This window comes from Laspinema palackyanum D2c, assembly GCF_025370875.1.
Classification (GTDB): domain Bacteria; phylum Cyanobacteriota; class Cyanobacteriia; order Cyanobacteriales; family Laspinemataceae; genus Laspinema; species Laspinema palackyanum.
Genome location: NZ_JAMXFD010000001.1, coordinates 175,627 through 196,760 on the forward strand (window position 1 = coordinate 175,627; position 21,134 = coordinate 196,760).

The window sequence follows — 21,134 nt, forward strand, 5'->3', positions numbered from 1 at the left end:
TATTTCCTGATTTTGCTAACCCTTTAATCCGGTGTCTGCAAGCCATGAATCTTTCTTTTGTTTCCCGCTATCTTCACAGTTTAAATCGTTACAAATGGCTAGTTTTGGCGCTGATGACTGCCGGATTGGGCATCGGAGGTGTGATGGCTTTGCAGATAGAACCCATTCCCAAATATATTGCGACGGGTTCTTTACGCGGGACTGAACTGCCGGATTCTTTGTCGGAAACCACCCGGCAAATTATTAATCAAGGGCAGCAATTTTCTCAGCCGGAAGAGTTGGTCCGGTTACTGTTGGCGGATAATGTAATTCAAGCGGTGGCAGATAATGTGAATCTGTCTCCGGTGGAAGTTCGCGATCGCCTGTTATTGAAACTCCCCAGTCCCGAAACCTCCGGGTCTCTCCGGGTGATGTATCGAGATAATAACTCCGAACGCGCCCTCCAAACTGCATCGGGACTGATGCAGGCAATGGTCCAGCAGAGTCAACTGATTAATACAGCGCGTCTCAATGGCGTGGTGGAACAGCTCAATCTCCGCCTCTCCCAAGCGCGTCAAGAACTCCAGTCCGCCCAACAAAATTTAGATGAGTATTATGGAGTCGATGAGGCAGAGCGATCGCAACTGCAACAAGCGGTGACCCTCAAACAAGAAAGACTGACTCAGATCCAAACTGCCATAACGGAAGCGACTCAGGCGCAAGGGGAAATGATCAGCAGTTTGAGGATTGCTGAATCCCCCCAAGTTGCCGAAACCAAAGCCAATCAACCCTTTATTGCAACCTTAACCCTCGGGGCGATCGCGGGATTAGCCTTCAGTGCTCTGGTTATTTTACTCTTAGCTTTAGTCACGAACCCACTTCATTACAAAGCCTTTCGCCGTCAGTTATTGACCGCCTATAAAGGACGATGCCCCATTACCGGCTGTGATGTAGAAGAGGCCCTGGAAGTGGTTCGTCTCGACCCCCATCAGCCAACCCGTTCTAGTGATATCTGGAATGGCTTAATTTTGAGGGCGGATATTCAACGCTTATTCGCCGCCAAACAAATTGCGATCGAACCCGGAACATTGCAAGTCCTGCTTTCTCCCGAATTAGGCCAAACCAACTATGGCAAATTAGCCGGTCGGCGGCTGTCTGTCCCAGAGGAAGAAGCCCATAGACCTAATTTAGATGCCCTAGATGCACATTATCGCCAATGTCCGTGGAACACTGACTGTACTCCAGAACCGAAAGAAACCGAAGATTTAACATCAGTTTAATTGGCGGGTCTATTGTCCGTAATTCCACCGATAATGCCCAGAGTTGGCGGATTCTGCCCTCTTTAGTTCGGTGCAGTTTTCTTTAAACTTTTCATAAAGAAAAGCCTAAAAATCTGCAAAACTTCATCAAATTTTCACAATTCTCTGCCACCCAGTAAAAATAAAACAATTTAATGACTCCCCGAAGGGATAAAAGGTTCAATCCATTTTAAATCAAGGGCTGTAGCGGGGGATGGAATGCAAAAAATCCCAGTAAAAGTTGCCTGAAAACCTTCTGTATTCATATCTTCTGGAGTTGCAGACTGGGTTATTCTCACCCCCCTCAAAAAACAATTTATTTTTTTATCTTTCTTGTCCAGATAGAGCAGAAGGAATGCGTATTAGGGATTATCAGTTACCCTAGGCAATTCCTTTATGCGCCTCTCTACTATTCTTGTTCTCTCTACTCTGTTATTTGCTAATCTTGCTCCGAGTGCCAAGTCTTTCTCCCTAGAGCCTTTGGCTACCGACAGTAAGGGATTCTTTTCTCATCCCTATTTAGCAAGCTTCACCTTACCCTCGGAAAACAACCAGATTAACCCTTGCGAGACTGAGGATAGCAAACCGGGTTGCAGCCGCCGGGACTTGCGCGCTTCGGAAGGAGAACAGTCCCCGACTGATAGCATCCTGATCGCTCAAAACCTCGTGAAGTCTAACCAAGCTGAGCCTAACTGTCCGATGATGAAAACTCATCACCAAGTGGGACGCGGTAGTGGGCGATGCGAACCCTAAGTCACGAACAAACTTTTTCCTCACCGCAAACATTCCTATCCAATCGCCTTTTCCTTTTGGGTATAGCAATGTTTGATTCCTTCAATCAAAAGCCGGTAGTCACCTTGAGGACTACCGGCTTTTGATTTAGGGGAGATGGGGGAGAGCCCCAATCGAGATGGGGGAGATGGGTCATTTGTCATTTGTCCTGGGTTGATAGGGGAGATTGCCATCGAGATGGGGGCTTTATTCGGGTCCCCGGAGGTTTTGATAGCGGGATAAGGCATAGGCATCAAATAAGATTCCGACTACGCTACAGGTGAGTCCAATAACGATCGCCCCTTGGAGGGGATGACCACTGCCAAAGGTGGATAAGAATTGTAACAACTGCTTAACAGCGGATTGACCGAGGTGGGTCAGTCCGGGAAGGTGGGCGATCGCCTCGGCAATGACTAATCCACCGGCCAAGGTTAGGGTCGGGACGGCAAAACTCAGTAAACTGGTTAATAATAGCGATCGCAGAACATGAGGAAACCTATTCATAAAATCAAAACGGGATACCGATAAACTCTCTTTTTCGCCTGAATCTGAAACGCTTTGATTTATAAGATAGGCCCGATCGCAGCCCTCAAACAGTTCTGTCACAAATATTAAATTTTGATTAAAAAAGTTGTTTAAAATTTGTAAACAACTCCACCCTTACCTGTCGTCACGCCCCTCAATACTCCTTTGACTCAAACTAAGTCAACCTCCAACTTAAGCCAGTGGTTTCAACGGTTGCTCTCCGCCATCGTCCTCGGTGGACAGGTGATCTTTCACCTCGTCTCCGGAAAAATTCACCGCCGCAACACCATCGAACAGATGGCCCTCGTCGGACCTGATTCCCTCTTTATCGCCCTCCTCACCGCCAGCTTTGTCGGCATGGTGTTCACCATCCAGGTGGCGCGGGAGTTCCTCAACTTTGGGGCTGGAAGCGCCGTGGGTGGGGTGTTGGCGATCGCCTTAGCGCGGGAACTGGCCCCAGTTTTAACCGCGATCGTTCTCGCCGGACGAGTCGGTTCTGCCTTTGCCGCAGAAATCGGCACCATGCAAGTCACCGAACAAATTGACGCCCTCTACATTCTCAAAACCGACCCCATCGATTACCTCGTCATTCCCCGAGTCCTCGCCTGCTGTATCATGCTCCCCGTGTTGACCCTGCTCTCCTTTGCCACAGGAATGATCGGGGGAATGCTGATCGCCACCAATTTCTATCCCATTTCTCAAACCGTCTTTCTCGATTCCGTCCGCAGCTTAGTCCAAACCTGGGATTTAATCACCGCCTCGATTAAAGCCTTGTGCTTTGGCGGGTTAATTGGCATCATTGGCTGTAGCTGGGGCTTGACCACCACCGGAGGGGCCAAAGGCGTAGGACAATCCACCACCACTGCCGTTGTTACCTCCCTACTCGCCATCTTTACCTCCAACTTCTTTCTCTCCTGGCTGATGTTTCGCGGCATGGGGAGTGGGGTCTTCTAATCGGATTCCGCGACTGAGCCTTTAAAATAGAAACATTCACTTCTCTATCAGCCTCGATCGCAATACAGGGTACTGTTGTGACCACACCAACTTCCACTTCCACCTCAACCTCAACCCAAGAACTGGCTCCCAGTTACGTCCTCCCTTGGGCCTTTATCATCGGCAGTATTCCGCTCTTGGCCGTACAACCTTTGGCGAGTTTACCCATAGCCGCCTTCGGGTTATTTTTAATGGTCCAAGCGGCAACCATTCGCCTGCAATTTACCCCGAAAGCCTTAGATGTTTATCGCTCGGGAAACTTGATTCGCTCCTTTCCTTACGCCGAATGGATCAATTGGCGAATTTTCTGGCCTGGAGTTCCCATTCTGTTTTACTTTAAGGAAGTGAAAAGCATCCATTTCCTGCCAGTTTTGTTCGATCCCAAACAACTTCAAGCCTGTTTGGAAGAACGCTGTCCCCGGATTTAAGGCCGATCGCCATCGTTGTACCACCGATTCTTTTACCCCTTTGAAATCCCACCCTATCCCCAACCTCGGGCTAGAGGCGCGATCGGGCCCTTGAATGGTTCTTTGACAGCACGCATCCCCGCCTTCCTAACTCCCTGCTCGGCTCTGGGTCATCTCTAAAGTTTAAAATATTTTGCCATGAATGCAGACGAAACACACAATCCAGAACCCTTAGAAACTCAGGACAAATCCGACTCCCCAGAGCCGTTTGAGGCTTCCTCCTCCTCATCGCTCTCGGAGGATTCCACTCAGGGGATCAATCTCTCAGAAGACCTCTGGAAAGAGCCAGAACCCTCTATCCCCGATGAAGCGGCACTACCCCTACCAGAGTTGACCCTACCACGGGCGGAGTCGCAGAACTGGGAACCGGAAGCGGAACTCCCAGTGGAACCCTCGGACCTACCGGAGGAAGAACCACCGGCAGAGGAACTCACGGAGGAAGAACCACCGGAGGAAGAACCACCGACGGAAGAACCCCCGACGGAGGAGATTGCGTCTCCCCCCTTGGCGATTGAGGATGAAGCGGCATCCTTGGCGCGACGGGTGGCGCAATTACAGGAACAAGAACGGGAACTCAAAGCTGCTATTTTGCAATTGCAGGCGAGTCGTGCCGAACTCTTGCAAGAACAGACAGAAACCCAAGCAGCGATCGGTCGCTTGGTCCAAGATGCCTTAACCGAACTGGAACAGCGCAAGCACAATTTACAAATTTCTGTAGAACAACTGGAACGCCGCCAAGAACGCATCCGCACGGAAATGCGAACCACCTTTGCTGGGGTGTCCCAAGACCTCGCGATTCGGGTTCAGGGCTTTAAAGACTATCTGTCCGGCAGTTTGCAGGATTTGGTCAATTCCGTGGAACAACTGGAGTTAACCCCGCCAGAACCGGAACCGGCGAAAATGCCTCCGAAAGCAGCAGCAAAAGGTGGCGATCGCACGGGTTCACCCACTCCCACCTTTGGCGAACAGCCGTTTCAAGACCGCGCAAAACAGATTCGCCGGTTGTTGGATAAATATCGCACCATGCCGGACTATTATGGTCCGCCGTGGCAAGTCCGGCGCACCTTTGAACCCGTACACGCCGAACGGCTTTCCAACTGGTTTTTTACCCAAGGTGCAAGAGGTGCAGTCCGGAGCTTGGGGAGTCGCTTACAAAATATTCTGGTGGCATCAGCAGCCATTTCGGTCCTGAAGAGTCTCTATGGCGATCGCCTCCGCACCCTCGTCCTCGCCAATTCTCCCGAACGTCTCGGCGAATGGCGCAGGGGTTTACAGGACTGTCTCGGCATTTCCCGGATTGATTTTGGTCCAGAAGGGGGCGTGGTTCTCTTTGAGGCTCCCGAAGCCCTCTCCCAAAAAGCGGACCGCTTGCTTAAACAGAAGCAAGTTCCGCTAATTTTGATTGATGAAACGGAAAACCAAATCAACCTTGGACTCCTCCAATTCCCCCTCTGGTTAGCATTTGCTGCTGATCCAGAATTGCCTACCCTTTAACCCTTTGGGTCTTTGGTCCTTACCTAAGGACCAACCCCAAACTTGACTCTAAATTGCTTAAAACTGAGGATAAACGTTTATGAGTTTGTGGCTAATTTTAAATGGGTTGTTGTTAATTGCTGCTTACCTATTTGGTTCATTCCCTACAGGTTATATTGTGGCTCGACAGTTGAAGGGAATTGATATTCGTCAAGAAGGGTCGGGTTCAACCGGGGCGACTAATGTCCTGAGAACTGTGGGGAAAGGACCGGCTTTGGTGGTGTTTCTGGTGGATATTTTAAAAGGGATAGCCGCGATCGCCCTGGTGCGTTTTGCTTACGCTTTGCCAGTGGTCCAGAAACTCGCTGCAAATATTGGACCTGCTGCCAGTTGGCTGTCTTGGATGGTCATCCTCGCTGGATTAGGGGCGTTGTTGGGTCATACCAAATCAATCTGGATTAATTTCAAAGGTGGAAAGGCGGTTGCCACCAGTTTAGGGGTGCTATTTGCTCTAAATTGGGCGATCGCCCTCGCCGGGTTTGGGGTCTTTGGAATTGTCCTAGCCTTTACCCGCATTGTCTCCCTCAGTTCAATGTTAGCCGCCCTCGCCCTACCGGGGATCATGTTTGCAATGCATCAACCCCTGTCCTATCAAATTTTTATGTTAGCGGCTTCCCTCTATGTCATCTGGCTACACCGCAGCAATATTAATCGCCTACTTTCTGGCACCGAACCCCGCATCGGCCAAAAGTTACCCCAACCCTCGGAAAGTATTCCCTCTTAGGATGGCAGTACAGTAGCCAGAAAATTACGGAATTGGGTTACAAAAATGCAGGGAATTAGCAACAGATTCCGTTGGTAAAATCTGGTTTTTTGTCTATCTCATACTATTAAAATGTCCTAGGACTGGATACAGCAACAACCGACGGGGGTTTAAACGATTGGCGGCCTCATAGCTAAAGTCGTCTAAAGACGACTGCAAATCTTATACCGTGGTGTTTTCAGTCGGTTTCAACCGACTTTAGCTGTTAGGCGGGGGTTTAAACCCCCGCCGGGTGTTGCTAGACGCAGATGCCTAGTTCGTTTAACTTCCTAGTTGTCGCGATCGCTCCGTTGCTGCTTCCACAGCTTCGATACAGGCGGAGCGAAATCCGGCTTTTTCTAACTGCGCGACTCCCGCTATAGTTGTGCCTCCGGGACTGGTTACCCGGTCTTTCAGTTCTGCCGGGTGCAGTTGGGTTTCTTGAATCAGAGTCGCTGTTCCCAATACGGTTTGTAAGGCGAGTTGGGCGGCAATGGCTCGGGGTAGACCAGCACGAACGCCGCCATCTGTCAAGGCTTCGACAAAAATTGCTACATAAGCGGGTCCAGAACCGGAGAGGCCGGTGACGGCATCCATCAAAGACTCGGGAACCTGGACTACATCTCCCACGGCTTGTAAGACGGTTTTGGCCCGTTCGAGGTGTTCGGGTTGGACTTGAGTTCCTGGGGCGATCGCAGTAATCCCAGCACCAACAGTTGCCGGGGTATTCGGCATGGAGCGGACAATTGGTGCGCCGGGAAAAGCCCGTTCTAATTTACTTAGGGGGACTCCGGCTAAAATGGATAGGATGACTGGGACTTGTCCATTTTGGCCGGGGGAAGGTAAGGCAGCGGTGACGGACTCAAAGACTTGGGGTTTGATGGCGAGGAGCAAGACTTCTGTTGCTGCCGCCACCTTTGCATTGTCTCCAGTGACTCCGACCCCATACTGTTTCGCTAAAAACTCGCGTCGCTGCTGCACGGGATCGCTAATCAGAATATCCTGTGGCTGATAAGCGGCACGAGCAATTAGGCGGGATAGGAGCGCTTCTCCCATTACCCCGCCTCCAATAATTCCTAGTTTTACCAACAACGGTTGCTAATTTCCTGTAAAGGGTTTAAGGTCCTTGGTCAACTTGGCTATAAGGGCGATCGCTGACCAAGAACGGTTCATTTACTTTGCCTACTGTGCCATCCGGACTTGTTCCGGGGTCCAGCTTGTTTGGACAGAGGGAGGACGGGCGGTCCGCAGGTGGGGTTGCAGGACATCGTGAACCACACCGCTTTGAGTGCTGACTTGAACACAGCTGGGGGTAAACAGGAAAATGCTTTCCCCAATTCGTTCTTGATGCCCATCTAAGGCATAAGTCCCACCGGCAATAAAATCAACGGCTCTTTGAGCTTGGTCCGGATCCATCATCGTCAGATTGAGGACGACGGATTTGCGTTCCCGCAGGGCTTGAATCGCTTGAGGCATTTCCTCAAAGGATTTCGGCTCCATTACCACCACTTCAGAAATCCCGTTGGCAGCCCCAGGTAGACCGATCACGTTATTGATAGCATTCATACTTGATCCCATTGCGCCTTCTGCTCCAACCATTCCCATTCCGGTTGTGGTCGTCCGCACGGGAGTGCGATTCCGGCGAGCTTCTGCTTCGGGAGAGGCTGCGGGTTGGTCTTGGTAAAGGTTTTGGTATCCTTCTCCTTCTATTTCGTCGTACTCATACTCGTAATCCACAGATTCGTTGAGTCCGACCATATCTCGTAGCTTAGAAAAAATCGTATTCACGGCTTTTGCTCCATCAAAACTAGGGTAACATCAGGGCATTCTGTCTAAAATCCCCATTCCAGCCCAAATCAATTTTGGATGTTAGTTCGGTATAGACTCAGGTTCCGACTCAATCAACCCCTAATCAGAGGTGGAGTTCCAACGACTGAGTGCGGCTTAACCCTTGGCTCCCGCTTCGGTTATAGATGCCCTTGAGCGTGACTGAGCGCCGGGGTAAACCCCGTTGAGGAAGGAACTCTCTCCTAATAGGAAATGCACTCCATTCGCCATGCCCAACCCTACCCAAGTTATCAGTTTATTGTATATTGCCATAAGTTGCCGATTATGCCCAAAATTTTCCAGACTTCTTGCTGGGAATTTGGTGCAATCGGGGGCGGTGGTTGATCACTATAATTGAAAACTGGATTTGAATGGGATTTGAACTGGATTTGGGAGGGGTGGAACCCGGAGATTGCCGATCGCGATTGGGATTGGACTAAAGGGGGTAAGGGGAAATGATTCGCCCACCTTTTCCTCAATTCTAACGGTCCGGGGCTAGATTTTACGGCGATCGCTCTCCAAATAGGATTGTCCCTAGTCTGACCATTGTGGACCCAGATTGGACAGCTAAATGATAATCCCCTGACATTCCCATTGATAACTCCTGCATGGAAATCTGATCCCAATTTTGGGCCTGGATTTCTTGAGCGAGTTGACGAGTGCGCTCGAACAGGGCCAGGGTTTTTGCTTGATCCAATCCCAAGGGGGGAATGGTCATTAATCCTTTGATTTCTAAGTTTTTACATTGATTTAGGGTCGCTAAATCCTCGATGAGTTCAGGAATCTGCCACCCAGATTTGTTGGGGTCGGGTACGATTTTTACTTGGAGGCAGACTTTTGGTTTAATTTCGAGTCCGTCCGCCAAGCGATCGATTCGTTGCGCTAATTTCAAACTATCAATAGAATGGATCCACTGAAAGTGGTCTAAAGCGGGTTTAACTTTATTACTTTGTAGGTGTCCAATCAGGTGCCAGGTTAGACCGGGCAGGTCCCCGAGTTGCTCCGATTTCGCTTGGGCTTCCTGAAGGCGACTTTCCCCAAAATCTCGAATTCCCGCCTGATAAGCTTGCATCATGGCATCCACCGACACCTGTTTGGTGACGGCAATCAGTCGGACTGATTCGGGTAAGTGGGCGCGGATCTGAGCAATCCGTTGGGCGATCGTCATTGAAACGTGCGTTTGTGGATGAGTTGAAGTTCAGCGAATTCCTGAGTTTGCCCCATGCGTCTGAGCAATCGCAAGCGGTTTTCGACGAGGAGGCGAGCATCGGCACGGGTGACCGGCTCAAATCTTAACCCGTCTATGCCAGAAAGCGCTAAAAAAAATAGGCGTTGGGCATAGAGGGTCGTGAACAACTCCTGATTTTGTTCGATCAGACACACCCGATAGAGTAGACCAAAAGTAGGATGATTTAAGTAAGTTTCAGTGTTCATTCAGGTTCAGATGAGTACCGTTAATCATAACGGTTATAGAGTCACTAAGGTCCCTCTGGCGGAGTCAGTTGGTATGGAGTTTCGGGATGTGACCCGTTTCTCCCCTGAGTTTTTGCCGCAAGCTTGGACGGGGATAATTTTATCAGAAATCGTGGAAATCCCCATACTCTTAGGCTAGGGATAGATAATAAATTCAATAATTCTTCCCCGGAGTGGCCGCGTCTCGTGTTCTACGACTCATCACCGAGGGAGACACTCCCTCTCGTCAATTCTATTATCTAACTGCTGCAAAATGACCTACTTTCTTCTTTTAAGCTGCAGCTAGATTCTCATCTTCTGCACCGCCATCAAATTGGAGTGATTGCTGCATTAATCATCGGCATTTTTATCACATCTGGAGCGAGCGATCGCCATTGTCATCACCCTTCACCGGATGCGATCGCCATCTGCAATGCCGCCAGTTGGGCGCGGGCTTTATCTAGGGACTCATACCATTCTTTTTCCGGTTCACTATCAGCAACAATTCCGGCCCCCACTTGTCCCCAGACTCGATAGTTTTTTCCATCATTTTTGGCAGTTTCCGATGCCTCTGGCGCAAATAATAAGGTCCGAATCAAAATATTCAAATCAAGCTGTCCTCGCCAGTCTAAATAACCACAGGAACCATAAAACAGACTGCGCCGCACTGGTTCTAGTTCTTCAATAATTTCCATGCATCGGACTTTGGGACAGCCGGTAATAGTGCCACCAGGAAAGGTGGCGCGAATTAAATCAATACTATCGCGATCGCCACGGAGAGTACCCACGGCATTACTCACCAAATGCATGACATGACTGTACCGTTCAATGGTCAACAATTCGTTAACTTCTACCGTTCCCCATTCGCAAACTCTCCCTAAATCATTTCGTTCCAAATCGACCAACATAATATGTTCGGCACGTTCTTTCCGGTTAGCGAGTAATTCCCTGGCGAGTTGTTCATCCAGTTCGGGCGTTTTCCCCCTAGCACGAGTTCCAGCAATCGGACGAGTCTGGGCAGTTTTTCCTTGTAATTGCACCAATCGTTCCGGAGAACAACTCACCACATCTCCCCAGGGAGTCCGCCAATAACTAGCAAAGGGAGAGGGATTAATAGTATGCAAGGTCCGATAAACGTCCCAACTTTCCTGCTGAGTTGTTGTTTCAAATCGCAGAGATAAATTGGCTTGAAATATATCCCCAGCGGTGATATATTTTTGTGCTTTCCTAACCCGTTCTTCATAGTCAAATTGGGACAAATGAAACTGGGGGTAAGGGGAAATAACACCTTCGGTATTAGGGGATTGGTGAGGAGAGGGTTCCGGGGTGAAAGAGTTTTCTAATTTCTGTTCGAGGAGGTCCAGTTCATCGCGATCGCTACTGGCAATCCACAACTGTTGTTGATGATGGTCAAGAATTGCAAAGTTGGCGGGTTCATACCAGTAACTCACCGGAAAGGGCAGGGGATCATCGTTCAAATGGGGGAGGTTTTCAATTTCCCAGGCTAAATCATACCCCAACCATCCTAACCATCCTCCGGTGAAAGGAAGCGCATCGCGATTAAGGAGTGGGAGGGAATCAAGTTCTTGAATGGGTTCAGATTTTTCTGGCTGTTTGCGCTTAAGCAATTGCCGCAAACTAGGCAGAATTTCTCCAACTTCTGGCGTCCACAATTGAGGACGGTTGTCAATCCATCTCGGTGCACCGGCACAGATAGAATATCTCGCTTCTGGAATGGGAGTGGGAGTCGGATAAGGACTTTCTAAAAGGGTGGCGATCGCCGCTTCTGGTTGCTTGTTTTCAGATTGAGGGATGAGAAATAAGGCCTCAAAGACTTGAGTACCCGTCCGCTGTTTTAACGGCAGCGATCGCCAATACCAAGGGGGAATGGATGTTGTATTTAATCGCTTCACACTTGCCATCCCCATAAGAAACGCATCCCCCAAAATCCTACCAATATGGCGATCGCCACCCAGTCTCCATTTCTCAGTTTTAACGGATGCCACTGCACCCGATGGGTGTTCGGGGTAGTAAATCCTCGCACCTGCATCCCTCCGGCAATTTGTTGAGCACGCAATAGCAGATTTTCCAGCAATCTTTCTACTACAGAAAACCAGACTTTAGTGGTTCCCCGCAAGCCTAATTTTTTCCAATTAATTGCCCGAGTTCGCACAGAACGAATTAAGTTCTGAACTTCTTCTAACACTAGGGGGATAAAGCGCAGGGATAGGGTTAAAGTTAAGGCAATTTCCGTAGTGGGAATATTAAACCGTTTCAGGGGACTCATTAACTCCTCAATTCCCGCAGCAATCTCTTCCGGGGCAGTAGTAAGTAGATAGAGATTGGTGCTATAAATTAGGGTAAAAAATAAAGTGCTGATCCGGATTCCTAAATCCAAAGAACGACGGGTAATTGTAAACCGCCCTTGCTCAAATAGGACGTAACGGTAATCAGTGGGTTGGGGAAGTTCACTGTCAATCGTCTCCTCCGGTTCGGGGGTTTCTTCACCCCAGCCAAAGGGATTGTACCAAGGATTTCTGACGGGTGTCGGAGGGAGAGTGAGGGGTTGGCGATCGAAGGTGATTTCTTGGGCGGGAAGGCGCGGTTGGTGTTCTACCGGGAGTCCATCAGGTGCGATCGCTGTAATCAGACAAACTAACAGAGATAGGCTTAACAACCACCCCATTTGTTTGCGCCAAACTCGCAAAGGAATTAAGGCACTAATCGTAATCAAAATTAGCAGTAAAACCAACCCAAGCCGCCAAATCGGATTCGCTAAGACTGGCGCAATTAAAAAGCTCATCAACCACAGCAGTTTGACTCGCGCATCCAAGCCATGTAACCAGGTAATGGGTTGTTCTAAATACAAGCCGATAGGCAGCGATCGCAATAAATCCATCGGATTCGAGAAAGTAAATGTTCAAAGCTTCTAAAACCGCTGTCCAAGGGGTTCGGGTTCACCCTGTCTTTTTTGTAGGGGAATTTCATAAATTACCCCCACGCCGAATAGCCAGTTATTGGAACAACCTAAACCTTAACGGCTCGATTGGTGGTATTATTATCCTCAAAGTCACGAGCTTTTTTCCCACGCCATAACAACCGCAATGGACTCCCAGTAAATCCCAGTTGTTCACGGAACTGACGCTCGATATAACGGCGATAATTATCGTTAAATCGTTTCGGGTCATTCACAAACAAAGCAATGGTGGGAGGTTGACTGGTAACCTGTGTCCCATAATAGATTTTGCCCTGTTTTCCTTGACGACTGGTCGGAGGGCTATGCCAATGCAAGGCATCTTTTAGCACTTCATTAATCACTGAAGTGGAAACCCGACGAGAATGTTCTTCCGCCGATTTATCAACTAAATCAAGGATGTTTTCCACCCGTTTTCCGGTGACGGCACTCACAAAAATTGCTTCTGCCCATTCTAGGAAATAGAGGCGACTTTTGATATCTCGTTCATAGTCATAAATGGTATAGGAATCTTTCTCGATCGCATCCCATTTATTAATCACCATGACGCAGGCGCGTCCTTCTTCTTCGATTCGTCCCGCCAGTTTTTGGTCCTGTTCCGTTACCCCATCCACGGCATCAATGACCAACAGCACCACATCCGCCCGACGAATCGCTTTAAACGCCCGGTTGATGCCAAAAAATTCTGGTCCATATTCCACATTTTTCTTTTTCCGAATCCCGGCAGTATCGATAATTCGGTAGGTTTTTCCGTTCCGTTCCACAAAGGTATCGATACTGTCGCGAGTCGTTCCCGAAATTGGACTAACAATTGCCCGCTTTTCTCCGACAAAGGCATTGAGTAAGCTAGATTTACCCACATTGGGACGTCCAACGATCGCCACTTTAATTTCCGGCGTTTCTTCAATTTCAGAAGGCGGGGGCAAGTGGGGAATCACCATATCTAATAAATCTCCCGTTCCACTGCCGTGAATGGCAGAAATGGGATAAGGTTCACCCATGCCTAATTCCCAAAATTCTGCCGCTTGGGTCAATCCTTCCATTAAGGATTCACACTTATTTACAGCTAGGACAACCGGGACTTTTTGATGACGCAACCAGTTGGCAATTTCGCGATCGGCTTCCGTAACCCCTTGTTGTCCATCCACAACAAACAGCGCAACGCTGGATTCGGTCAGCGCTGTCAGGACTTGTTCTCGAATTAGGGGTAAAAATTCGGTCTCATCATCAAAGACTAATCCGCCAGTATCGACGATCTGAAAATCTCGGTCTTGCCAGAAGGCATCTCGATAGGTGCGATCGCGGGTGACTCCCGGTTCATCATGGACGATCGCCTGTTTACCCCCAGCAATCCGATTGACAAGGGTTGATTTGCCCACGTTAGGGCGTCCGATAATAGCAACTATAGGTAAAGCCATAGAGGTGAAGGTTCCTGGGATTGAGCGAAGCAATCATATCTGTTTATTTTTTTATTATAGCGAACCGAGGCGATCGGCACGCTTATTAATTAGCCCACATCTTTACCCGGGGGCTTCCCCTCTGTAGCTAACTCCCACTCTTTAATCGCTTTTCGTCTTACCGACAGGTTAAACTTTCATTCACCGCTGCAAAATTTTCGTTGCTTTCTTTGTCAATCAGTCGCTTATAGTGTTCGGGGTTTTGAATCAATATGACTCGGGCCGTATCTAAGTCCGTATTTCTATAAGTTAACTCTCGTCTGCCTGAGAGTTCAATCGTCTCATCTAGCATTTCACTGGGGTCAGGTTGATAGGTAAAAATCGTGTTTCCCTCTTGTTCTCGAATCCTGAAACTCGCTTGTTCCCCTAATGGATTGGGTTGGCCCGCAGCCGGAGTATATTCGCAAATTCGGCCTGCTGTCTGTTCGGTACAGCTAATCAGTCCAATTAAGGAGACTAAGCTCAAGCCTAGGGATATTTGATTAATTCTCATGAGTATTCTGAGTGGTCATATTCTATGATTTTCACTGTTCATTATATCACATAAAATCCATTTAATTAATTATTAATTTGGCAAAATTTGACAAATTTAATATTTTATTTACCTAAAAAATTTACCGATTTAGGATTTATTTAAAAGGAAGGATGTATCACAGAATTTCGGTTTAATTGGAGCTTCAAATAAAAAAGCGCCCCCAATCGGGATCGCTTTGGGTTTGTGGATTTGCACAGATGCAGGGGCGATCGGCTTAGATATCCCCCTCCGCATCCGGGTCAATTCCGAGCGATCGCAAACGTTCCGCTAATCGTGCCGCTTTCCGTTCTGCCGCTTCCGCACGCTGTTTTTCCTGTTCCGTTCGCTGTTTTTCCTGTTCCGTTCGCTGTTCTGCCGCTTCCGCACGCTGTTTTTCCTGTTCCGTCCGCTGTTTTTCCAACTCAGCGCGTTCCGAACCAATCAACAACAGATTCCCTTCCAAATCCCACCACCGTAACCACAATTGGTTTTGATTTTGATAGGTCCCATGCCATAATCCCAACTCCACTCCCATCGGCTCAATTGGATAATGACCTCGTTCATTCGGTTCTATCATTTGATAAGAAAAATCCGTCAAATGATAAACCTCTAACTGACCCGACTTGATTTCATAAATTCCATAGTAAGGAATGCGGATAATCTGTTCATACACCCAAAACTTACCCGGTCTAACCGTTTTTCCCTCCACAGACACCCCCAGCGGAGTTCTATCGCGTTCTTCCGCGCCATTGCCACTGGCAAACTCTAAGGCAATCAAAGGGGCCCTCAATTCTCGCCAAAACACATAAGAACGACGCACCTCCCCATCCAGTTTCGGGGGCACATTCGGCACATAAAACCAATCCGGGGCCTCCGCTCCCTTTTCCGGGGGGTCCGTTTCTCGCCAGTAAATGCCGCTATCTTGTCCAATACAATACTGTCCATCCGGATGCCGTTGCTCTAAAACGGGTCCGAGGGAATCAGTCAGTAGTATGCTCTGGGGATGCTCCTGAAAATTTTTCACAAACGTGCCGTCTTCTTCTGGTAGTTGCGTATGGTCAGGGAATGGCGCTAGGCGGTTGATATCGGTTACTGTTTCGCTCATAAAAAAATGTTTCCCTTAGCTTTTATTTATTATCTCAAATTGGTGAGGAAATAGGCTAAATACCCATGACAAATCCTAACTCTCTGCTGAAGTTGAGACCCATCATAAATCCCTTCAAAAATCATAGCAATCAGCAATGGGTAAAGTCTGACTCGGGCTGCATACCAGATATTTAGATATACTTTACGATTGCGCCTGACTAACCCAGTGCGGCGATCGCATCTTTAACTGTCACCATTAGTGTCATTGGCTCGATCGCAGAAGCAGTAAATCCACACTTTTCATAAAACTGCTTGGCATCTTCCGAAATCGCATGAACAAGAATTGCCCGAATTCCTGCAATGTCAGCCGCTTTCAGGGTTCGCAGAATGGCATCTCGTAGCAGTGCACGCCCAATCCCTTTGCCTTGCCAGTGGCGATCGACAGCCAGTCTTCCAATCACCATCACCGGAATCGGATCCGGCATATTCCTGCGCGATCGACCTGTTGCTGTGGTTTGGGCCACGGCCCCCTTTGCAAGACAGTAATATGCAATCACCACCTCCCCCGCGCATAGAACATAAGTTCGGGAAGCCCCCTCAGCTTCATTTTTTAACGCACGGCGTTTGAGCCAGTCATTGAGCGGGTTGTTTCCTGAGTCAAAGGTCTCAATTTGATGGGACGAATTCAGTTTTTCCGGAGGGCGAAGCGCGTCGCGATCTAATCCCACGGAGAGTTAGTGCTTAAGAGATGGTGTAACTTGGCGTTTGGCTGAGGGCCTCCATCCAGCAGGGTGACAAATTCCTGATATTTTTGGTGATCTAACCCAAAAAAAGTCCGGTCTAGCAAAGCATCTTGTGCTTTTTGATAGGCTGATTCCAGCATGAACTCGGACCGGCTTTTTCCCTGGATGTGAGCGGCTTGATCAATCAGATCCCTCTGACTCTGTGTGGCTCGGATGTTGATCGTTACATCACGAGTCTGGCGAGATGAGTCTTCAAATTCTGAGCGAGACATAATTTTAAACCTAGCAGCGACATGGATATAAGGCGACTTCATGCCGACCCATCATTAAATAATATTAGGCAGTTGTACATACAATGTCAATACAAACTCTAGGGTTGACCCCGAACCTAACCTTGATAAGCCCTGCTTATCACTCTCATCAGGATTGCTGGAGGTGAAACCCCTTTACAAATCGTTACAAACCCGTTAATCTAAAAACATCATAACTACCTCGACAAACCAATAGCAATCATAAAACTATGACCACCACTTTACAGCAGCGCGAAAGCGCTAATCTGTGGGACCGCTTCTGCGAATGGGTCGCTTCTACCGAAAACCGCCTCTATATCGGCTGGTTCGGCGTGTTGATGATCCCCACCCTCTTAAGCGCCACTGTTTGCTACATCATCGCCTTCATCGCTGCTCCCCCCGTGGACATCGATGGTATCCGCGAACCTGTTGCCGGTTCTTTACTGTACGGAAACAACATCATCTCTGGTGCAGTTGTTCCTTCCTCTAACGCGATCGGCTTGCACTTCTACCCGATATGGGAAGCAGCAAGCTTGGATGAGTGGCTCTACAATGGTGGCCCTTACCAGCTCGTGATTTTCCACTTCCTCATCGGCATCTTCTGCTACATGGGTCGTGAGTGGGAACTCTCCTACCGCTTAGGTATGCGTCCTTGGATCTGCGTTGCTTACTCTGCACCTGTTGCAGCAGCTTCTGCAGTGTTCTTGATCTACCCGATCGGACAAGGTTCTTTCTCTGATGGTATGCCCTTGGGTATCTCTGGAACCTTCAACTTCATGTTGGTGTTCCAAGCTGAGCACAACATCCTGATGCACCCCTTCCATATGTTGGGTGTTGCCGGTGTGTTCGGTGGTTCCTTGTTCAGTGCCATGCACGGAAGCTTGGTTACTTCCAGTTTAGTTCGTGAAACCAGCGAAACCGAATCTCAAAACTACGGTTACAAATTCGGTCAAGAAGAAGAAACCTACAACATTGTTGCCGCTCACGGTTACTTTGGTCGTCTGATTTTCCAATATGCTTCCTTCAACAACAGCCGTTCTTTGCACTTCTTCTTAGCTGCTTGGCCGGTTGTGGGTATCTGGTTCACCGCTTTGGGTGTGTCCACGATGGCCTTTAACTTGAACGGATTTAACTTCAACCAGTCCATCATTGACTCTACGGGTCGTGTTGTGAATACCTGGGCTGATGTGATTAACCGGGCTAACCTGGGTATGGAAGTGATGCACGAGCGTAATGCTCACAACTTCCCCCTTGATTTGGCTGCTGGTGAAGCGACTCCGGTTGCTTTGACTGCTCCTGCTATCAATGGTTAAGTTTTAATCTTTGAATAAAAAAGCGCTCCCAATTGGGGGCGCTTTTTTTATGTTTTAATCAGATTGGGTTCAATGATTTCAGGACTTACGCAGATTTTGAGAATTCATCCTAAATGTAGAGGCGATTCGCGAATCGCCTCTACATTTAGGTTTTGCTCTCCCCCAATGCGTAAGTCCAGGATTTAATAAAACCAAATTATTTAGGTTAATTGAGACTGAATATAATGTTGAAATACCGGATTGAGGAGGAACCGATATCCCGATTCAACGGGCAGTTTTTCCACTAAACCGCGTCGGGCTAAAGATTGAACCCCTTGCCAAAATTCAGATTTGGATAATCCAGTCTCTGCGGGGTGCGGAGAAATCTCGACGGCTTCCCCTTGACCCGCTAACCAGCCACTCACGGTTTTCTCCACCTCAGATAATCGTTCTAAATGAGCTAATAATAAGGGTTCTAAGTCACCTAAAAATAGTTCAGTTGGGTTAGATAAAAATAAGGAAAGGTTTCCGTTAAACAGTTCGAGGATAGTGGAAGCAATAATATTTAACCAGCAAGGATGACCTTGATAAAGGCGAATTAATTCTTCCCATTGAGTTTCATCCTGCAAGCCTTTATCTTTGATGATTTGTTTAGCTGATTCTGCTTCTAAGCCGGGGATGTGTAAGCTTCTCAGAGGGCGTTTTTCCGCTTCTAATGTCGCCAGTTCTCTGGCATTCTCCCAACTCAGGAGGATGACACAACTGGAGTGAGATGAGGTGGCAAGTTGTTTAAAAAATTTGCCATACTCTTCATATTCCGCTAAATATTGACCAGCTATTTCACCGCTTTTAAATAGATTCTGGACATCATCCAGGATGATTAAACAACGAAATGAACGCAAATACTCGATCAGTGTAGAGCAAGGTTTGGGTTGTGACTGGGAAAAAAATTGGTATAGATCGGTTTGTAAAGTCGAGAAGGAGGGAGGATTCCCCAGACTTCGCCAAATAATGTAATCAAATTCGGTTTGAATATCTTGAATCAGTATCATGTTCTACCCAAGAGAGACCTGAGTTGTCAGAAAAAATCAGTTTAGATGAATTAGTTGATTATTGTAATTTCAATCGTCAGGAAAATACTAATATTAGGCAACTAGCTATTCTTCGGGAAAAGTCTGCCGAAGAAGAACCCAAATGTCAATGTTTAACTCTGGGGTTTGTAGATGAAACTAATAATCTGGTTTGCCTTCCCAGTGGTGTTCCTGTAGGACGGAAGATTATTGTTAAAGATTTAGATAAAAAATTAAGTGATTTTTTGGGCGAGCGCGATTTCAGTCTGGTTGAGTTAAAACAAAGATCTATCCTATTCAAAGCGATTAAGATAGCGAGTATCATCTTTTGGAGTCTGGTGATTTTACTGGTATTATTTCCCTTGCTGGGACGCTTGATTATGACTCAAGCTTTAGCTGCTGAATTAAATCCGCCTTCATCCTTGGAAATTACGCCAAATATGGTTGCATTTTGGGGCACCTCAAACACTCAACAAGCTTTTGAGCAAGCTCGTCAAACAGCCTATCAAAAGGCTCAAGAATATGCGGAACGGGAATTAGAGCAATGGGAAGCCGAATTAATTGATCGCCTAGATACAGATTTTTTAAATTGGTATTTTAATTATTTTAATCAAAGAACACAAGAACTTCTAATTTTTTTAGACTATTTAGGTGAAATGGCTATTACAGGATTTGACCCGTCTATAGTTGACGATAGAATTAAAGACCGGATCCTGTCCAATATTAACAGAGAATTTGCTCGGCGCGTTGTTAGCTCAAAATCTGCCAAAAGTAAATTTAAGACAATCGTGATAGATACAACTGAGTTGTATCTGGGCCAACTATCTTACGGACTAAAAAATGTTCCCAGGAAGTATAACCTTGCTCAAGCAGACTGGCAGGAATATTTAGATACAATCAAGGTCAGATTAGAAAATGAACGAGGAAATGAATCATTGTCCGTAGAAATTGTAGGCGCAGGAAGTTATCTGGCAATTAAAGCTGGCTCTTTAATTGCAGCTAAAGCAGGTAGTAAAATTGCGGCCAGCTTACTTTCTCGCTCAATAGTATCTATAATTGACCCGGCTATTGGTCTTGGATTAATTGCCTGGGATTATTGGGATTATACCAATGGAGTTGCTATAAACAAACCGCGTTTGCGAGAGGATTTAGTTGAGTCTCTACATGAAATCAAAAAGACTCTTTTAACGGATCCTGAGTTTGGTGTAATGTCTGCGGTGAATGAATTAGACGAAAAAATCGCAGATAGCCTTTAAAGTTAATGTGGCGCGATCGCAGCAATAAGATTGCCAAAAAAGCGGGTTTTCAAAAAAAACCGCTTTCTATGCTGCCTATAGTCTGATAGAAGAAGGAAGCGCGACTCCCGAAAAGCGATCGCTTCTATAGAATCGCCCCCAGAGGAGTTTCTTTCAATGCAGGTTTCTGGCAAAATTTCCCGGCTTTAGCTCCCCCTGCTATAATCGACTTTAAATGACTGACAAAGGGCGCTTGAGTGGGACTGTTCCTGGCTTAGTCAGAGCATTTGTAACAAACTTGGATAAATCTGATTCCATATCTGAGGAAAAACTGACTTCAACCCATGCCAACCGTCTTAAGATTTGAAGCCTATCGCTTTTATTTTTATAGCCATGAACCTAATGAACCACCCCATATTCATATTGATAGAGATAATCTTTCAGCGAAATTCTGGCTATCTCCAATATCTTTAGCTAAAAATATCGGGTTTAATGCTAAAGAATTAAGAAAAATAGAATCCCTGGTGGAATCAAATCAACAAAAATTTTTGGAGGCTTGGCATGAATATTTTGACAGTTCAAACTGATATCCGGGTGAAAAATGTTCTCATCCATGAAGATACTTTTAGTGTTGAATTAATGGATGGACGCACTCTCACCGTTCCTTTAGCTTGGTTCCCTCGACTTTTAAAAGCTACTCCCGAACAATTAGAAAAATGGGTAATTTGTGGCGGGGGTTATGGGATTCACTGGGAAGAAATCGATGAGGATCTTAGTACCGAAGGATTATTACGCGGTGCTCCGGCTCCTCGGAATCAAGCGCGAGCATAAGCCAAGAAACCGGGTTTTTTCAAAGAAATCCGGTTTCTTGTTTTCTCATTCCGCC

General features: G+C 47.3%; 23 protein-coding genes. 10 read left to right on the forward strand and 13 right to left on the reverse strand.

Features of this window, described 5'->3' with window-relative positions:
• Positions 1-44: 44 nt before the first annotated feature.
• Together NG795_RS00720 and NG795_RS00725 are read left to right on the forward strand one after the other, a co-directional pair.
• Positions 45-1,259: a hypothetical protein gene (locus NG795_RS00720; protein WP_367286756.1), complete on the forward strand. Its 1,215-nt coding sequence runs from the start codon at positions 45-47 to the stop codon at positions 1,257-1,259.
• Between the two features lie 414 nt (positions 1,260-1,673).
• Positions 1,674-2,030: a hypothetical protein gene (locus NG795_RS00725; protein WP_367286757.1), complete on the forward strand. Its 357-nt coding sequence runs from the start codon at positions 1,674-1,676 to the stop codon at positions 2,028-2,030.
• 225 nt (positions 2,031-2,255) lie between these two features.
• On the opposite strand, the gene NG795_RS00730 is transcribed toward NG795_RS00725, so the two are convergent.
• Positions 2,256-2,552 (reverse strand): hypothetical protein, encoded by a 297-nt coding sequence (locus NG795_RS00730; protein ID WP_367286758.1) that lies wholly within the window; start codon positions 2,550-2,552, stop codon positions 2,256-2,258.
• 186 nt (positions 2,553-2,738) lie between these two features.
• Between NG795_RS00730 and NG795_RS00735 the strand changes: the two genes are divergently transcribed.
• The 4 genes from NG795_RS00735 to plsY all read left to right on the forward strand — a co-directional run bounded on the left by NG795_RS00735 (position 2,739) and on the right by plsY (position 6,290).
• On the forward strand, positions 2,739-3,527 hold the full coding sequence (locus NG795_RS00735) for an MlaE family lipid ABC transporter permease subunit (RefSeq protein ID WP_367286759.1): 789 nt from the start codon (positions 2,739-2,741) through the stop codon (positions 3,525-3,527).
• 77 nt (positions 3,528-3,604) lie between these two features.
• Positions 3,605-3,994, forward strand: coding sequence for a DUF3119 family protein (locus NG795_RS00740; RefSeq protein ID WP_367286760.1), 390 nt, complete (start codon positions 3,605-3,607; stop codon positions 3,992-3,994).
• A gap of 177 nt (positions 3,995-4,171) precedes the next feature.
• Complete coding sequence (locus NG795_RS00745) at positions 4,172-5,527, forward strand: DUF3086 domain-containing protein (protein ID WP_367286761.1); 1,356 nt, start codon at positions 4,172-4,174, stop codon at positions 5,525-5,527.
• Positions 5,528-5,606: 79 nt separating this feature from the next.
• Positions 5,607-6,290, forward strand: coding sequence for a glycerol-3-phosphate 1-O-acyltransferase PlsY (gene plsY / locus NG795_RS00750; protein ID WP_367286762.1), 684 nt, complete (start codon positions 5,607-5,609; stop codon positions 6,288-6,290).
• Positions 6,291-6,590: 300 nt separating this feature from the next.
• Here plsY and proC read toward each other — a convergent pair whose 3' ends face one another.
• The 11 genes from proC to NG795_RS00805 all read right to left on the reverse strand — a co-directional run bounded on the left by proC (position 6,591) and on the right by NG795_RS00805 (position 16,633).
• Positions 6,591-7,400, reverse strand: a complete 810-nt coding sequence (proC, locus tag NG795_RS00755; protein ID WP_367286763.1) for a pyrroline-5-carboxylate reductase — start codon at positions 7,398-7,400, stop codon at positions 6,591-6,593.
• A 90-nt stretch (positions 7,401-7,490) separates the two neighbouring features.
• Complete coding sequence (locus NG795_RS00760; RefSeq protein ID WP_367286764.1) at positions 7,491-8,096, reverse strand: cell division protein SepF; 606 nt, start codon at positions 8,094-8,096, stop codon at positions 7,491-7,493.
• 541 nt (positions 8,097-8,637) lie between these two features.
• Positions 8,638-9,303 carry a YggS family pyridoxal phosphate-dependent enzyme gene (locus NG795_RS00765; protein WP_367286765.1) on the reverse strand — a complete coding sequence of 222 codons (666 nt, stop codon included), beginning with the start codon at positions 9,301-9,303 and terminating at the stop codon, positions 8,638-8,640.
• On the reverse strand, positions 9,300-9,569 hold the full coding sequence (gene pipX / locus NG795_RS00770) for a transcriptional coactivator PipX (RefSeq protein WP_367286766.1): 270 nt from the start codon (positions 9,567-9,569) through the stop codon (positions 9,300-9,302). The genes NG795_RS00765 and pipX overlap by 4 nt, the downstream gene beginning before the upstream one ends.
• A 419-nt stretch (positions 9,570-9,988) precedes the next feature.
• Entirely contained in the window at positions 9,989-11,593 is a 1,605-nt protein-coding gene (locus tag NG795_RS00775; protein WP_367286767.1) for an anthranilate synthase component I, read from the reverse strand.
• Complete coding sequence (locus tag NG795_RS00780; RefSeq protein ID WP_367286768.1) at positions 11,497-12,486, reverse strand: energy-coupling factor transporter transmembrane component T family protein; 990 nt, start codon at positions 12,484-12,486, stop codon at positions 11,497-11,499. The genes NG795_RS00775 and NG795_RS00780 overlap by 97 nt, the downstream gene beginning before the upstream one ends.
• A 128-nt stretch (positions 12,487-12,614) precedes the next feature.
• Positions 12,615-13,979 carry a ribosome biogenesis GTPase Der gene (gene der, locus NG795_RS00785; RefSeq protein WP_367286769.1) on the reverse strand — a complete coding sequence of 455 codons (1,365 nt, stop codon included), beginning with the start codon at positions 13,977-13,979 and terminating at the stop codon, positions 12,615-12,617.
• A gap of 157 nt (positions 13,980-14,136) precedes the next feature.
• Positions 14,137-14,511, reverse strand: coding sequence for a hypothetical protein (locus tag NG795_RS00790; protein ID WP_367286770.1), 375 nt, complete (start codon positions 14,509-14,511; stop codon positions 14,137-14,139).
• Between the two features lie 256 nt (positions 14,512-14,767).
• The gene (locus NG795_RS00795; RefSeq protein WP_367286771.1) at positions 14,768-15,637 is read right to left on the reverse strand and encodes a Uma2 family endonuclease; all 870 of its coding nucleotides are present in this window, start codon (positions 15,635-15,637) and stop codon (positions 14,768-14,770) included.
• A gap of 199 nt (positions 15,638-15,836) precedes the next feature.
• Positions 15,837-16,346, reverse strand: coding sequence for a GNAT family N-acetyltransferase (locus NG795_RS00800; protein WP_367286772.1), 510 nt, complete (start codon positions 16,344-16,346; stop codon positions 15,837-15,839).
• Positions 16,337-16,633, reverse strand: a complete 297-nt coding sequence (locus tag NG795_RS00805) for a type II toxin-antitoxin system TacA family antitoxin (protein ID WP_367286773.1) — start codon at positions 16,631-16,633, stop codon at positions 16,337-16,339. The genes NG795_RS00800 and NG795_RS00805 overlap by 10 nt, the downstream gene beginning before the upstream one ends.
• Before the next feature lie 248 nt (positions 16,634-16,881).
• On the opposite strand from NG795_RS00805, the gene psbA reads away from it, so the two are divergent.
• The gene (gene psbA / locus NG795_RS00810; protein ID WP_261197103.1) at positions 16,882-17,964 is read left to right on the forward strand and encodes a photosystem II q(b) protein; all 1,083 of its coding nucleotides are present in this window, start codon (positions 16,882-16,884) and stop codon (positions 17,962-17,964) included.
• Between the two features lie 200 nt (positions 17,965-18,164).
• On the opposite strand, the gene NG795_RS00815 is transcribed toward psbA, so the two are convergent.
• On the reverse strand, positions 18,165-18,995 hold the full coding sequence (locus NG795_RS00815) for an ATP-binding protein (RefSeq protein ID WP_367286774.1): 831 nt from the start codon (positions 18,993-18,995) through the stop codon (positions 18,165-18,167).
• 23 nt (positions 18,996-19,018) lie between these two features.
• Between NG795_RS00815 and NG795_RS00820 the strand changes: the two genes are divergently transcribed.
• From NG795_RS00820 to NG795_RS00830, 3 genes are all read left to right on the forward strand, one after another.
• Complete coding sequence (locus NG795_RS00820) at positions 19,019-20,269, forward strand: hypothetical protein (RefSeq protein ID WP_367286775.1); 1,251 nt, start codon at positions 19,019-19,021, stop codon at positions 20,267-20,269.
• A gap of 323 nt (positions 20,270-20,592) precedes the next feature.
• Positions 20,593-20,835, forward strand: a complete 243-nt coding sequence (locus tag NG795_RS00825) for a DUF4160 domain-containing protein (RefSeq protein WP_367286776.1) — start codon at positions 20,593-20,595, stop codon at positions 20,833-20,835.
• The gene (locus NG795_RS00830) at positions 20,810-21,079 is read left to right on the forward strand and encodes a DUF2442 domain-containing protein (protein WP_367286777.1); all 270 of its coding nucleotides are present in this window, start codon (positions 20,810-20,812) and stop codon (positions 21,077-21,079) included. Before NG795_RS00825 ends, NG795_RS00830 begins: the two co-directional genes overlap by 26 nt.
• The last annotated feature ends 55 nt before the right edge of the window (positions 21,080-21,134 follow it).

Coding starts and splice junctions, on each gene's coding strand:
- psbA (WP_261197103.1), top strand. CDS start 16,882: ATGACCACCACTTTACAGCAGCGCGAAAGCGCTAATCTGTGGGACCGC.
- NG795_RS00825 (WP_367286776.1), top strand. CDS start 20,593: ATGCCAACCGTCTTAAGATTTGAAGCCTATCGCTTTTATTTTTATAGC.
- NG795_RS00795 (WP_367286771.1), bottom strand. CDS start 15,637: ATGAGCGAAACAGTAACCGATATCAACCGCCTAGCGCCATTCCCTGAC.
- NG795_RS00765 (WP_367286765.1), bottom strand. CDS start 9,303: ATGACGATCGCCCAACGGATTGCTCAGATCCGCGCCCACTTACCCGAA.
- NG795_RS00725 (WP_367286757.1), top strand. CDS start 1,674: ATGCGCCTCTCTACTATTCTTGTTCTCTCTACTCTGTTATTTGCTAAT.
- pipX (WP_367286766.1), bottom strand. CDS start 9,569: ATGAACACTGAAACTTACTTAAATCATCCTACTTTTGGTCTACTCTAT.
- plsY (WP_367286762.1), top strand. CDS start 5,607: ATGAGTTTGTGGCTAATTTTAAATGGGTTGTTGTTAATTGCTGCTTAC.
- NG795_RS00830 (WP_367286777.1), top strand. CDS start 20,810: ATGAATATTTTGACAGTTCAAACTGATATCCGGGTGAAAAATGTTCTC.
- der (WP_367286769.1), bottom strand. CDS start 13,979: ATGGCTTTACCTATAGTTGCTATTATCGGACGCCCTAACGTGGGCAAA.
- NG795_RS00805 (WP_367286773.1), bottom strand. CDS start 16,633: ATGTCTCGCTCAGAATTTGAAGACTCATCTCGCCAGACTCGTGATGTA.
- NG795_RS00745 (WP_367286761.1), top strand. CDS start 4,172: ATGAATGCAGACGAAACACACAATCCAGAACCCTTAGAAACTCAGGAC.
- NG795_RS00790 (WP_367286770.1), bottom strand. CDS start 14,511: ATGAGAATTAATCAAATATCCCTAGGCTTGAGCTTAGTCTCCTTAATT.
- NG795_RS00720 (WP_367286756.1), top strand. CDS start 45: ATGAATCTTTCTTTTGTTTCCCGCTATCTTCACAGTTTAAATCGTTAC.
- NG795_RS00730 (WP_367286758.1), bottom strand. CDS start 2,552: ATGAATAGGTTTCCTCATGTTCTGCGATCGCTATTATTAACCAGTTTA.
- NG795_RS00780 (WP_367286768.1), bottom strand. CDS start 12,486: ATGGATTTATTGCGATCGCTGCCTATCGGCTTGTATTTAGAACAACCC.
- NG795_RS00815 (WP_367286774.1), bottom strand. CDS start 18,995: ATGATACTGATTCAAGATATTCAAACCGAATTTGATTACATTATTTGG.